Source organism: Nostoc sp. 106C, from assembly GCF_002154725.1.
Classification (GTDB): Bacteria; Cyanobacteriota; Cyanobacteriia; order Cyanobacteriales; family Nostocaceae; genus Aulosira.
This window is the reverse complement of record NZ_MTAW01000045.1, coordinates 1-13599: the sequence shown is the minus strand read 5'-3', so window position 1 is coordinate 13599 and position 13599 is coordinate 1. Positions and strand designations below refer to the sequence as shown.

Annotated in this window: 16 protein-coding genes; 10 read left to right on the top strand and 6 right to left on the bottom strand. The window is 41.8% G+C overall.

Annotated elements, in window-relative coordinates:
• Positions 1 to 578 precede the first annotated feature (578 nt).
• From BV375_RS02900 to psaI, 5 genes are all read left to right on the top strand, one after another.
• Positions 579 to 1355 carry an RNA polymerase sigma factor SigF gene (locus tag BV375_RS02900; protein WP_086757079.1) on the top strand — a complete coding sequence of 259 codons (777 nt, stop codon included), beginning with the start codon at positions 579 to 581 and terminating at the stop codon, positions 1353 to 1355.
• A gap of 163 nt (positions 1356 to 1518) precedes the next feature.
• Positions 1519 to 2421 carry a hypothetical protein gene (locus BV375_RS02895; RefSeq protein WP_086757077.1) on the top strand — a complete coding sequence of 301 codons (903 nt, stop codon included), beginning with the start codon at positions 1519 to 1521 and terminating at the stop codon, positions 2419 to 2421.
• A gap of 2 nt (positions 2422 to 2423) precedes the next feature.
• Positions 2424 to 2669, top strand: coding sequence for a hypothetical protein (locus BV375_RS02890; RefSeq protein WP_086757075.1), 246 nt, complete (start codon positions 2424 to 2426; stop codon positions 2667 to 2669).
• 458 nt (positions 2670 to 3127) lie between these two features.
• Positions 3128 to 5890, top strand: coding sequence for a hypothetical protein (locus tag BV375_RS02885; protein ID WP_086757073.1), 2763 nt, complete (start codon positions 3128 to 3130; stop codon positions 5888 to 5890).
• Between the two features lie 111 nt (positions 5891 to 6001).
• On the top strand, positions 6002 to 6142 hold the full coding sequence (psaI, locus tag BV375_RS02880) for a photosystem I reaction center subunit VIII (protein ID WP_086757071.1): 141 nt from the start codon (positions 6002 to 6004) through the stop codon (positions 6140 to 6142).
• A 189-nt stretch (positions 6143 to 6331) separates the two neighbouring features.
• Here the strand turns inward: psaI and BV375_RS02875 are convergent, their stop codons facing one another.
• The 6 genes from BV375_RS02875 to BV375_RS02850 all read right to left on the bottom strand — a co-directional run bounded on the left by BV375_RS02875 (position 6332) and on the right by BV375_RS02850 (position 8634).
• Positions 6332 to 6451: a photosystem II reaction center protein J gene (locus BV375_RS02875; protein ID WP_086690030.1), complete on the bottom strand. Its 120-nt coding sequence runs from the start codon at positions 6449 to 6451 to the stop codon at positions 6332 to 6334.
• 71 nt (positions 6452 to 6522) lie between these two features.
• A complete protein-coding gene (locus BV375_RS02870) occupies positions 6523 to 6642 on the bottom strand; it encodes a photosystem II reaction center protein L (protein ID WP_010997988.1) in 120 nt (39 codons plus the stop codon).
• Between the two features lie 9 nt (positions 6643 to 6651).
• Positions 6652 to 6789 (bottom strand): cytochrome b559 subunit beta, encoded by a 138-nt coding sequence (gene psbF / locus BV375_RS02865; RefSeq protein ID WP_015115279.1) that lies wholly within the window; start codon positions 6787 to 6789, stop codon positions 6652 to 6654.
• 9 nt (positions 6790 to 6798) lie between these two features.
• On the bottom strand, positions 6799 to 7047 hold the full coding sequence (gene psbE, locus BV375_RS02860) for a cytochrome b559 subunit alpha (protein WP_086690029.1): 249 nt from the start codon (positions 7045 to 7047) through the stop codon (positions 6799 to 6801).
• A gap of 119 nt (positions 7048 to 7166) precedes the next feature.
• The gene (locus BV375_RS02855) at positions 7167 to 8189 is read right to left on the bottom strand and encodes a photosynthesis system II assembly factor Ycf48 (protein WP_086757069.1); all 1023 of its coding nucleotides are present in this window, start codon (positions 8187 to 8189) and stop codon (positions 7167 to 7169) included.
• A 100-nt stretch (positions 8190 to 8289) separates the two neighbouring features.
• Positions 8290 to 8634: a rubredoxin gene (locus BV375_RS02850; protein ID WP_086757067.1), complete on the bottom strand. Its 345-nt coding sequence runs from the start codon at positions 8632 to 8634 to the stop codon at positions 8290 to 8292.
• A gap of 196 nt (positions 8635 to 8830) precedes the next feature.
• Between BV375_RS02850 and ndhC the strand changes: the two genes are divergently transcribed.
• From ndhC to BV375_RS02825, 5 genes are all read left to right on the top strand, one after another.
• Positions 8831 to 9193 carry a photosynthetic/respiratory NAD(P)H-quinone oxidoreductase subunit C gene (gene ndhC / locus BV375_RS02845; protein ID WP_045872960.1) on the top strand — a complete coding sequence of 121 codons (363 nt, stop codon included), beginning with the start codon at positions 8831 to 8833 and terminating at the stop codon, positions 9191 to 9193.
• Positions 9184 to 9921, top strand: coding sequence for a photosynthetic/respiratory NAD(P)H-quinone oxidoreductase subunit K (ndhK, locus tag BV375_RS02840; protein ID WP_086757066.1), 738 nt, complete (start codon positions 9184 to 9186; stop codon positions 9919 to 9921). Before ndhC ends, ndhK begins: the two co-directional genes overlap by 10 nt.
• Entirely contained in the window at positions 9914 to 10441 is a 528-nt protein-coding gene (locus tag BV375_RS02835; protein WP_086757064.1) for an NAD(P)H-quinone oxidoreductase subunit J, read from the top strand. Before ndhK ends, BV375_RS02835 begins: the two co-directional genes overlap by 8 nt.
• A gap of 458 nt (positions 10442 to 10899) precedes the next feature.
• Entirely contained in the window at positions 10900 to 12183 is a 1284-nt protein-coding gene (locus BV375_RS02830) for an ATP-binding protein (RefSeq protein WP_086757062.1), read from the top strand.
• Positions 12183 to 13599 (top strand): tetratricopeptide repeat protein (locus BV375_RS02825; protein ID WP_086757060.1); only part of this gene is annotated, 1417 nt, incomplete at its 3' end. The genes BV375_RS02830 and BV375_RS02825, both read left to right, overlap by 1 nt.

Genomic DNA, 13599 nt, shown 5'->3' with positions numbered 1-13599 from the left:
CTGTTTTGAAGTTTAAATTCTTAGTTAATCATCATAAGTTATAACTCTATAAAATCATCTTCCTGGCTAATGGGTAGTTTAGAGTTCTATTTACTATAAATCACTGAATAATAGTAGATATCTAAGTAAGTTTAAGGCAATATATTTATTAATTTTAAAATTGCTATAAATTTCTGGTGATTAGTGCCGTATTTTTACTGATTACAAACTTTATTTAGTAATTAGCATTATTTTTATAAAAACACTTTCTTATTTAAGGCTTTAACTCATAATTAATAATATAAATTAGGTACAATCTCGGTTTCAAATTCAGTAATAAATTTTATATTTTGGCTGTATACAGTTTTTTAGCTCCAGGTAATACCAAAGCTAAATAGCTAACAAAATACTAGTTTCGCTTGTTTAAGCTCGGCTCGATTGCCAACCTACTATGGTTTTTTTAACAAATAAGATAGTTATGTGCCATAGGTTTTATTGGCTAATATAAGGTGATATTTACTTTGATATCGCTTAATCGCACCGTAGTTTACAAACGATTACTTAACGCTTTATTTGCTCTGCTTAATAAACGCGGTGCTATGCCTACCACAGTCACCAATGAACTGAAGCATGAAACTTGGCAGTTATTGCGAGAATATCAGCAATCCCGCTCAGAAACCGTTCGCAATCAACTGGTCAAACTTAATTTTGGACTAGTGAGAAGAGAAGCTCACTACTGGATGAATCAATGCCATGAAAACTACGAAGACTTGCTTCAAGTCGGTTGTTTAGGTCTAATTAGAGCTATCGAAAAATTTGAAATTTCTAAAGGATATGCCTTTAGTTCTTTTACTATTCCCTATATTCGTGGTGAAATTCAGCACTACTTGCGAGATAAAGGTGTCACGGTACGTATTCCCCGGCGCTACTTAGCGCTGCAACAGCAGGCAATAGGAGTTTCGCGTTCTTTGCGCGCACAATATAACCGTCAACCTACTGACTCTGAAGTAGCAGCAGCACTCGAAATTTCTCCTGATGAATGGCAAGAAATTAAATTAGCTTGGATTAATCGTGCACCTTTAAGCCTGGATCTACCAATACAAGATGGGGAAGAGGGTGCTACAAGCTTAGGAGAACTAGTTCCAGATCCCCACTACCGTAGTTTTCAACTAGCGCAAGAAGACCAAATTCGCTTACAACAGGCATTGGTGCAATTGGAACAGCGCACCCGTGAAGTTTTGGAATGCGTATTTTTACATGATTTGACACAAAAACAAGTAGCAGAACACTTAGGAATTAGTGTAGTTACGGTTTCTCGTAGGGTCAAGAAAGGATTAGATTTGTTGAAAAATCTCATGGGTGTGGTTGAAGATTAACCTCAATCAGCTCACTCCGCAGTTATGCTAGGCTTGCAGTGCTTAAAATAACCATTGCAATGCCAAAAATTAGGTTATAAAAGGAACAGACTTAGCCTTAAATACAAATTTTAGGCATGTTAATGTCCCAAACAAATTTTCCTATGGCTTTTGAGAACGGCTAATGGGCAGAAGAAATTCAACAATTGCAAGTGCAGCTATTTTAATTTTGGCGATCGCTGGTTGTAGCTCAGAAGAAACACCGCAAGCTAGTAATCCTAGTCCGACCGCGGCCAATCTTCCCCCAACTGCAACACCAGCAGCTAAGTCGCCGCCAGCTACTCAATCTTTTAATAATCCAGTAGTGCCTGGCAAAAAGGTATCAAAAGTTGCAGCGGCAACTTACAGCCCGTCGTCTAATTTGATTCAACCGACCAATACTACAGAGCGCTTAGTTTTGGTAGCAAAAGGGCGAACTGACCCGTTTGCACAAATTATAGGACAGACCATTTCTGGAATTCCCACCAATACTGCTAAACCTGTTCCTCAGTTACCTTCCTTGCCGATTGCTAAACCCGCGGTAGTAACCACAGTAGTAAAAGGACCAGTACGGAGTGCGGTAAAAGCAGCTAATTTAATTTCCCAAAAAACAAACATCAACAAAGGTGTAAATGCTCCTCCTAAGTTGACTCCCGTGTTACCTAAAGTTTTGCCTCCAGTTGTTCCTAGCCCAAATCTAGTATCTGTACTACCACAACCTCCACAACCTGAGTTAGCAAGATCAGTTCTTGTGACTGGTGTAGTTTTAATTGGTAAACAACTCCAGGCGATTATTAAAGTTCCAAATGAGCCGACGAGTCGCTATGTGCAGGCGGGACAGCGGCTGGCAAACGGTCTTTTGATTAAACGTATTGAAATGAATGAAGGCTCCAATCCTATTGTTATTGTGGAACAATACGGTATTGAAGTTGCCAGAATGGTAGGGGATAGTCCTACCAACTCAGCAACACCAAATACGAATTCTGGCAGAAATCCTGTTTCTTGGATAATGCCAACTCAAAATATTGTTGCTGTTGGAGCTTCATAACAATGGAGACTAAGGAAAAAATTGAATTTGCTGGCTTGCCATTAGCAGTCTATCGAGAGATAGCGGCTCATTTGCGTCAAATTGAAGGTTTAGAAGTGGGTTTAATTCCTCAGTCATCCCAACAATTTGATTATCATCAGAGTCAAATCGAAGGCTTGTGGATTAGCTGGGTATCGAATCATACATCAACAGGGCGGCAACTTGTTCAGCAAATTTTGGCTTACTACCAAAATCGCTATGGTATCTGAAGCTTGAGTTAATCTCAAGTAGCATGACTATACCTAAAGGTGAGATATTACCTATTCCTGCTGTGTCTCGCACTCAGGTTTAGTTCAATTTCAAAAATTTTGATACCTTTTGTCGAGATGTTTGCCACAGATAATTCCTCCAACTGCTCTAATTAACGAGGGCATTTGGGGGTATTTTAATATGCTTTAAAAATCCAGCGTTGCTGAAACAAGGGATAAAATTTTGGGATCAAGATCTCAAAACCGTCATTCTTTCCCTGTCTGTGTGGCTCTGCGTGATCATATAAACAACTAACAACTGACAAATAACAACTGGCACAAGCAGCACAGTTAAATTTAGCTAGTTTTGAAATGAAATCATTGTTTAAGATTATGCAATTGTAAATTGCTGAGGTAAACTTGCAAGCAAGTAATGCAAAATATTACTCAGCTGGTCTTCGGTCTGGGCATCACTCACAATGGAACATTGGCAATTTCTGATACAAAGACAGGGCGATCGCGCTTGGCATACCCTGGAATCGCCAAAAGTAGAAATTTTGGAGGGTCGGTATAGAGTTTTAGCTCGTTCTAACCGCCCTAATACAGATGTGGAAGTACGGGTAACTCACTCTTCTACCCAAGAAATACCACCAAAGCGGCGAGTTCAGAAGCGATCTCGTCGCACTAATTCAGAAGGTTTAATGGCGGTAATTCCCTATACTTATTTCAAACCGGGAATTTGGGAGTTGCAATGCTCTGGTGACTTGATGTCAGATATTCTCGGTAAATCTTGGCAGTACAATGCCTATCTGCGAGTTTTACCTCAGTATGCAGATGGGGAGGTAAAAACATCGGGAGATGGGGACAATGTAGAATCAGATTTATCCTATGACCTAGATACTATTTCTGATGGTGAGTTGGCATTTGCCGCCCCAGTAGAATCCACAACAGCACTAGAAACAACTGTTACCGAAAATTCCAAACTAGCAATTGTGGCTCACAGTAGCTCTACTACCACTAAAGCGCTAGTTGATGTTTTAGAAGAAGAGATTATCGATCAGCCTGTCAGCCCAGTATGGGTTAAAGGTGAGACGGCAGAGCAAATTTTACAAAATTTAATAGATTTAGCTTTACCTACTTCTGAACCCCTACTGGATGATGAAATGCTGGAAAATCCTCCAGCAACTCAGGCATTACCACCACTATTACTCAACCTAGATCGGGAAACTTATGTTGCTCAGTGGGGACAGGCGCTTACTATTAATGGGCGAGTAGAACTCCAACCAAAAGCGGATCTGGAAGTTGAGATACCTTACCTTGAAAGTCTTTATTCTCTAGAATTAAGACTTTCTCTGCGCTCACCTCTAGAATCAGAAATCTTGAACCAGGTGAGGCAACCCTTATCTAATGAGATACTGCCTTTTACTATCAAATCTTCAATTGATATTCCTGCTGACTGTGAATCTAAGTTAATTTTGGCGGATATTAGTTTGTATGGGTCACTTACTGATGTTGGTGAAGTAACACTATTAGCTAGCCATTCTTTCACAATTACAGCAGATGTCAGCGAATTACTGGCAATCAGAGCCGCAATAACATCGAATACACCAGAACTGGTGGATAACCAGAGCACAACAATGACCTCAGATACGCCTCAAGCACCTGAGTCATCGGGTATCCTCGATTTGTCACTTTTAAATTTAGTCAAAGCCGTCAAACCAGACCAGTCTCTGCTTCTGAGTCCATCGGAAAATAAATTCCTTCCACCACAAATTAAACCGCGATCGCGTAAAAAATCATTAGATAGCCATCGTGCGCTAGACTTGCCAAATATGCCACCGCTCCCAGTTAAGACGACTGCTACTGCGCTTTTGGCAGAATCTTCTACATTGGAGCCTACCACAGCAGAACTGGCTACACAGGAAGAGGGTTTAGAGAAGGTTGAAACTTTAGCCGCCATTGACATGGATCAACTTGTCATTAAAAATCGGCGAGTACCGATGATTAGCAGTACATTTCCATACTTAAAACCGTTAACTGACTTGCCAAGCGATGGCGAAGCAGTAAACAGTGATCTCTTAGATGCATCCGACGACTCTCATATTCCAGACAACTTAAAGGCGTTGGATATAAATTTAGGTGGGCTTGACAATACAAATGAATTGTTGATACGCAATTTACAATCTCAGGATAATTCTGTTATAGAAGTAACTGTCTCCCCTCGTTCAAAATTAATAGATGCCTATATTGCAGAAGTAGCTACTCCATCTAGTCCGGAGTTAATTGATGAGTCTGTTGCACCAACAGCTACCTCACCTAGTCCGGAATTAATTGATGAACCTGTTGCAACAACAGCTACTCCGCCTCATCCACAATTAATCGTAGAAGGAAACCCATACTCATCCCCGCTGATTACAAAATGGTTGCAGAATCAAGGATTCTCCTTACCTGAACCCATTCATCTGCAAGACCAAGACTACGATACTGATGTTGTAGCGCATCAGACAATTCCCAATCAGCAGGCTCGTGTTGCTCTTAATCCTGAAACTTCCTCTGTTGAACTACACTTGCCGTTAAACTTAGATGCTGAGATGGAGATACCAACAGATTGGTTGGCGATCGCTCAACAGGAGTTAGAGACAGCAGAAAATCTCTCAAAAGAATATTCCACTCCATCACTTCCAGAACCGCCACCCCCGCCTCCGCGTTATCCTAAGATACCGCTACCGAGGTTTGCGGAAGAAATTGTTGTAGATGATATATATATTGAACCTGAGGTAGACATACCTGAGAGTCTGACCGTGGAAGAGGAAGTACCAGCAGTACCGATTGTGGCAGAGCCATCGCGTTTACAACTGATGAATGCGGCAATTGTCGAACCATTACCAACTCCAAAACTGCATGTGCCAGAAGGCGAACTAATAGCAGGTACATCTGTGAGGGTGCGTGTGGAACTACCTCAGGTATCCTCAGAAGTTGCGATCAAGCTATGGATTGAAGATTGCCAAACGCGCTGGTTGATGGATGGTCCCCATTTGCTGAAAAATTTGCAGATGAATTCCTTGGGAGAGCTAGAAGTGACTACGCAATTACATGTTCCTTTTGGCTGCTTAGAAATGCGCGTTGAGGCGATCGCTCTTGATCCCCAGACCCAACAGGAAAGTCACAAAGTCACCATCACGCGAACTGTGATTCCTCCCGACTTGCCGACTTTACAGCTAGATGAACTTTTAGGTATTTAAACATCCCTAGCAACTGCTGCTGTGTTAAAAATCTTTAGAATTTAAAAATTGAGGCAGAATTTGCAGTAAGCTCATCTTGAATTGTAGTGTCATTTAACAGGAATATTTGCGATGTCAACTGCATTTTTGCCTTCTATCTTGGCATATTCCACTTTCTTGCCTTCTATCTTTGTTCCCATAATTGGTTGGGTTTTGCCAATTGCAATTTTCGCGTTTTTGTTTCTGTACATTGAACGTGAGGATGCTGTTTAATCGGATAATGCGTAATAAGTTCCTTCACTTTTTACCAATTACCCAGAGGCAATTATTTAGCTCCTTGTCTAGCTAATAAATACTTAAATACCGCCTATCTCAGTGAGACAGGCGGTTTTTTAATAATGTTGATTTCTAAACAAGTGCTAGAGAATCCACACTACTTATGCTATTGGGCTACAGCTAATATTAAAGCGATGAACCGATTCCGGCATAGGCTCCATAAAAGAAAATGCCTAAAACGGTAATTACACCTAATCCTGCGATCGTAGCGACGACCCACAGGGGAATTCTCCCACTTCCAGACACAGCTTTTCTCCTCCCTTAACAACAAATCAACACAAGTTCAATAAACAAATGATTAACAAAGATTTTGCCAGTTAGTTAAAGAAGTAACTGGAAAACAGAATACCCAGAACAAAAACCAGTAGTAGTCCCAGGTACAGTGAAGTCCGGTTTAGTTCAACCGGCTGATTATTGGGATTGGGCGTTCTTTCCATGAGTTGCTCCTAGCGTTGAATAAACTGCATTGCGGCGATCGCGCCCAAAAAGAAGACAGTTGGCACACCTAAAGTGTGAACTGCAAGCCATCTAACCGTAAAAATTGGATAGGTAACTGGTTGATTGATGTTATTGCCGCTAGTCATGATTTCAAACTACTTTCCGATATATTTTTCTACTTGCTGTTTAGCTTCAAAGCGATTGTTCACAATTGGCACTTCCTGCCGTACTTCTGTGAAATACTCATTTGGGCGGGGTGTGCCAAAAACATCATATGCCAGTCCGGTGCTGACGAATAACCAGCCGGCAATAAATAATGCTGGTATGGTGATGCTGTGAATTACCCAGTAACGAACGCTGGTAATAATGTCCGAAAACGGACGTTCTCCAGTGGTACCTGACATTTAATTTCCTACCTTCACAAAGACTGTTATTGAGTTTATTATCCTACAAAGTTTAGAAAGAGTTACAAGTTGCAACGTCGTTCTCAGAAATCTGGATAAATACATAAACCAATGTTGCCCTAAGCTGCCTCTGCTGGGGAAGCTGTTTCAGCTTTGGGGTTATATTTCAGCAATACGCCGCGATCGCCAATGATAAATCCCTTTTCTGGCTCTAAAAAAACAATTTTGTAAAAGTTAGCAGCAACTGTTTCCACATCCCGGTCTTTTTCCCAAGTTTTGCCACCATCTGCACTGTGCAGCAAATTACCACTACCTCCACTTACCCAAATGTCATTAGGTGTGCGATAGGCTAAATCCAGTAAACCCCAACTGGTGGATAATTCTGGATTTTGTGCTTCTTGCCACTCTTCTGGTTTTACTGGGTCGCTAAACTGCACCTGACCCCCTCGTGCTAGCATCCACATTTGCCCATTGTCAGCAAAGCCCATGTTCTCTACCCGGCGAGAACTATTGCGGTTGTGGGGTACCCAAGCATTTTGTCCTGGTTCCCAAGTAGAGTAAAAGCTACCTTTAGCCGAAACAGCAACGTATTTGCCGTCAGCAGAACGCTCTAGGTTACGCACTACACCAACTGCTGCTTCCACTTGGGCTTTCCAGTTTTTGCCGCCGTCTTTGGTTTGATATATCGCTCCCACATCAGTAGCCATCTCAGCTGCATTTGGTCCCAAAGCACTGATCCGAATAGGACTACCAGGTAATTTTTCACTCAGGGGAATGCGTGACCAAGAACGACCTTCATCAGTAGTATGCAGCAGCAAAGCAGGCTCTCCGACAATCCACCCTTCTTTACCAGCAAAACTAATAGAATCAAAGCGATACCTTGAATCATCCAGTGCTAGGGTTAAGGGTTTCCAAGTCTCACCACCATCATTAGTTTCTAAAATGGTGGCGTTGCTACCTACTAAGTAGCCATGCTGAGAATTATCAGTAAAAGCAATATCTAACAGCTTCGCTTCTGTGGGGACAGAAATGATTGCCCAAGGGTTATAGCTGGTAGAGGGGACTTTGCTACAACCTATACACATCAGGACAACTATCAACAAGGCAAATATTCGTTGCCAACTTTTTAAGATTGCGTGCATCAGTATTTCTTAGTTGTTTCTAAATTTGTGTACGGGTTCTTTAAAAGGTTTACCTTAAAGGCAACGGGCACTCTACGGACTGGAAAAAAGATCGCGGGTATTATTGTAAGCCGTAGAGACTGAGAAAAAACAAGAAGCCAAGCGCTAAAGCACCAAAAATCAAGATATTTTTTTGGGTTGGCGTCAAAGTGTTGACCCCTAAACCATAACCAAGATTTTCTCGAAAACCGGATACTTGTCCCGCAGGACCAATGTTAGTGAAAGCTTGTTTCTTTGCACTACACACCGGACAACGCCAAGTGAATGGCAGTTCTGCGAAAGATGTTCCTGAGGAAATGTCATGCTTGTCATCTCCCTTCTCAGGTTCATAAACGTAACCGCAGGCGCGACACTCGTAGCGGTCTAACTCTTGATTTTCAACAGTTTGTTCGCTTTGTTCGCTCATGGCTTAGGCCTCGCAGAGGGGCAAATATTAAATATACGTTAAAAATTATGACATAACTGTTAGACTTTTCTATCACAACTAAAAACGAATCAAATACCCTCAGCGCGTCTGTTTCCCAGATTTCAGAAAGGGCTAAAAGATATAATGTAAAAGAAAGTTACAGCGTTATTTACACCATAAGCGGTAGATATCAATTGTGTTTGTTCTCAGCGGTTACGAGTACCTTCTAGGCTTCTTAATTATCTGTAGCCTAGTGCCTGCCCTGGCGCTCTCAGCGTCCAAGCTTCTACGGCCTAGCGGCAAAAGTGCGGAACGGCGCACCACCTATGAATCAGGCATGGAACCCATCGGCGGAGCCTGGATTCAGTTCAACATTCGCTACTATATGTTTGCGCTGGTCTTTGTCGTCTTTGATGTGGAGACTGTGTTCTTGTATCCTTGGGCGGTTGCTTTCCACCGTCTAGGGCTATTGGCATTCATTGAAGCGCTAATTTTTATTGCAATTCTTGTAATCGCCTTAGTTTACGCATGGCGTAAAGGAGCTTTGGAATGGTCTTGAATTCTAACTTAAAAACCCAGGACAAAGAGCGAATCATCAACCCGATTGAGCGTCCCTCAGTCACTCAAGACCTTTCAGAAAACGTCATTCTGACTACGGTTGATGACCTTTACAACTGGGCGCGGCTTTCTAGTTTGTGGCCGTTGCTATTTGGTACGGCTTGCTGCTTTATTGAGTTTGCAGCTTTAATCGGCTCTCGCTTTGACTTTGACCGCTTTGGGCTAATTCCTCGTTCCAGCCCCCGCCAAGCTGATTTAATTATTACAGCTGGGACAATCACTATGAAGATGGCACCTCAACTCGTGCGTCTTTATGAACAAATGCCTGAGCCGAAGTATGTAATTGCAATGGGAGCTTGTACAATTACAGGCGGGATGTTCAGCGTTGATTCTCCTACTGCTGTGCGTGGAGTTGATAAACTCATTCCTGTAGATGTGTACTTGCCTGGTTGTCCGCCGCGTCCAGAAGCGATTATTGATGCAATCATTAAGCTGCGGAAGAAGATAGCTAACGATTCCATCCAAGAACGGGATCAAATCAAGCAAACCCACCGTTATTACAGCACAACTCATAACCTCAAGCCAGTAGAGGAAATTTTAACTGGTAAGTATTTGCAGTCAGATACTCGCTTTACACCACCGAAGGAATTGGCGGAAGCGATTGGTTTACCAGTTCCACCTGCTTTACTGACATCCCAGAAACAAAAGGAGGAAACAAACCGTGGCTGATGAAGAATCTAAGCCAGTACCAGCAGCGGAAGAATCTTTGGTAAAAGCCGGAAAAGTTTCCCAATGGTTGACTGAAAATGGCTTTGACCATGAGGTTTTGCCAGCAGATGTCAACGGGGTAGAGATAATTAAGGTAGAGCCAGATTTCTTACTACCTACCGCTACAGCCCTATATGCTTATGGGTTTAATTATCTCCAGTTTCAAGGTGGTGTTGACCTTGGCCCTGGACAAGACTTGGCGAGTGTATATCACTTGATTAAAGTAGGTGATAATAGCGATCGCCCCGAAGAAATCCGATTAAAAGTGTTCTTACCACGGGAAAACCCCAGAGTACCTTCAGTCTACTGGATTTGGAAAACCGCAGACTGGCAAGAACGCGAGTCTTATGATATGTTCGGCATTGTCTATGAAGGACACCCTAATCTGAAGCGGATTTTGATGCCAGAAGATTGGGTAGGTTGGCCTTTGCGCAAGGATTACATCTCGCCTGATTTCTACGAGTTGCAAGACGCTTATTAGACGGTGCTGAGTGCTGAGTTTCAGCAGTGAGTATTTTGATATCTCATCCCTAACCCTTCTCCGGCGGTGGAGGAGGGTATTGTTTTTAACGCAACGGCACGCGGCAGAGGGAAGAAAGAAGCGCTGATTTATACTGGACTTCCCCCATACAAATGTACTAAAATCTCTAAAAACTATACCAATTAAAGGTTTCAATTGTTGACTTAAAAAACTGTACCCATGTCTAAGCAATAGCCGTTTTGGTGATCGCGCAGAACATTGTAGATTCAATATAATTGGCGATCGCTTGAAGGCGTGAATGACCTACATGGCTACAGAAATTTTGCTCAACAATTTAAACCCATGCAATGATAGGCTTTTGAGCCTGTGTAGGTATATTTGCTGGGGGAAGTCCAGTTTATACTTCTGCAAGAATGGGCGATGATATTAAAAGTTAAAACTATATACTGCAATATCTCATGTCTGACAAACTATTAAAATCATTCCAGCAAGCTTATAAAAATTTGGAATTGTTACCACTCCTAGAGCAAAAAGAATTAGATCAATTTCGAGTGAATTATGGTGATGAAGTAATTGAAGAATTAGAGCAATTAGTTGAAGATAGCCCTAATGGTGATGGCAAGATTATCTTTACAGGACATCGGGGTTGTGGCAAGTCTACATTGCTGGCTGAATTTAGCCGGAGATTGCACGATCATTATTTTGTAGTTTTATTTTCTATCTCAGACACTATAGAAATGTCTGATGTTAACCACATCAACATTCTATTTGCGATCGCAGTTAATTTAATGTACGAGGCGGAAGCACGCCGAGTTGAAATTCCTAATTCTACTAAAAACGCTTTATATAACTGGTTTGCTACTCGTACTAAGACTGAAGAAATAAAAATTGGGGCGGAAGCATCCGGCGGTTTTGACTTGTTAAAGCTGATTAGTACGAAGTTAAAAGCTGATGCTGCTGTTCGTTATGAAATTAAACAAGAATTTGAGCGAAAAGTATCAGATTTAGTGGCTCGCATTAATGAAATCGCTGCGTTGATTCAGGTTGCCACTAAAAAAGATATTTTAGTACTTATTGATGATTTAGATAAACTAGAACTGAGTAGAGTTAATGATATTTATCGAGATAATATCAAAGCTCTATGCCTACCTAACTTTAGAATTATTTATACTATACCTATTGCTGTTTTACGAGACAAGTTTCTCAGACCACTTATTGAAACTGAAACTAATGACCAAGTTGTAGTTATGCCTGTCTTAAAGTTATTCGAGAAGGGGAAGAGTCGGCAGCCTAACTCACAGCCTCGCTCGGAAGCTCAAGACGTTTTGTGTGAAATATTAAAAAAGCGGATTGCAAATGAGCTTATACAACAAAAAACCGCAGAACAAATTGTTTTAAATAGCGGTGGTGTGCTGCGAGAGTTAATTAGAATTGCTAATGAATGTTGTCGAATTTGTCTGCGCTTAATCCGGCGAAAACCAGGACACCCGGTGATTATTGATGATGATATTTTAGATACAGCTATTAATAGCATTCGTAATGATTTTGCTGTTCCTTTAGGCAAGCTAGATTATGAAATATTGCACATTACTTATCAAAATTTTATTCCTGATGACCCCAAAGATCCAGAGTTTTTAGATTTACTGCATGGGCTTTATGTTTTGGAATACCGCAATCGTCAGAATTGGTACGATGTTCACCCGATTGTTGTAGAACTCTTGAAACAGCAAGGGTTAATATAATGGCAGCTAAAGAATTATTCGAGCCTGATGAAGAAAATCTGAATGCTTATGATGATTTAATTGTGAGTATTCAAGCTAAAGAACACGGTTTGAGCCTGCTAATAGCTGTTTGTGATGACCTAAATTTCCGAGAGCAAATAATTGCCCAGTACGAAGCAGAATTACAACCTGAATTTCATCCCTATCGAGTGGCTTTAGCGCGGGGTGAACCGAGTCTTAGATCTGCTATTGCTCAACTGGTAGAAAGTGAAGAAGATTTGCGTCAGGGAGGACAAGCAGTCATTACCGTAACGGGTGCAGAACAACTTTATTTTCTCAAACTTGGGAAGGAGCGATCGGAACAAGAGATTTTTTTTGGTTACTTACAATGGACAAGGGAAGCATTACGGGAGTTTCCTTTTGCGATCGTGCTGTGGGTAACTAATCAAATGTTAGTTAATTTGATTAAAAAAGCCCCTGATTTTTGGAGTTGGCGCAACGGTGTTTTCCGATTTGTGTCTAGAAAGAAAAATGCTGTTTCTAGCAATGAGTTAGAACCCATACGTTTTGCATTTACTGACAGCGAAGTATCGGAATTCGATGATGACAACCCTTATTTTTTGCCTATTGAAGACTTAAGAGAGTTAATTCAGCAGACAGAACAGCAGAGGGGCAAAAAAGATCCAAAGTTGGCTACATTATATTCAAGGATGGCAGATATTTATAAAGGTAGGTTAGATCAAGGAGAGTTTCAGGATTATAAAACAGAATTAGACTTAGCAATTGAGTATTTGCGTAAGGCTGTGGAACTGCAAAAAGAGTTAGGTTTAGAAAAAGACTTAGCCACTAGCCTGAACAATCTGGCATATCTCTACAAATCCCAAGGAAGATACAGCGAAGCTGAACCCTTGTACCTGCAAGCTTTGTCACTCAGGCGACGCTTGCTGGGTGAAGAACATCCAGATGTCGCTACTAGCCTCAACAATCTGGCTGTTCTCTACGAATCCCAAGGAAGATACAGCGAAGCTGAACCCCTGTATCTGCAAGCTTTAGAACTAACGCGACGCTTGCTAGGTGAACAACATCCACTCGTTGCTACTAGCCTGAACAATCTGGCTGGACTATACGAATCCCAAGGAAGATACAGCGAAGCTGAACCCCTGTACCTGCAAGCTTTGTCACTCAGCCAACGCTTGCTGGGTGAAGAACATCCAGATGTCGCTACTAGCCTCAACAATCTGGCGTTACTCTACTGTTCCCAAGGAAGATACAGCGAAGCTGAACCCCTGTACCTGCAAGCTTTGTCACTCAGCCGACGCTTGCTGGGTGAAAAACATCCAGATGTTGCACAAAGCCTGAACAATCTGGCGGGACTCTACGATTCCCAAGGCAGATACAGCGAAGCCGAACCCCTGTACCTGCAAGCTCTGTCACTCA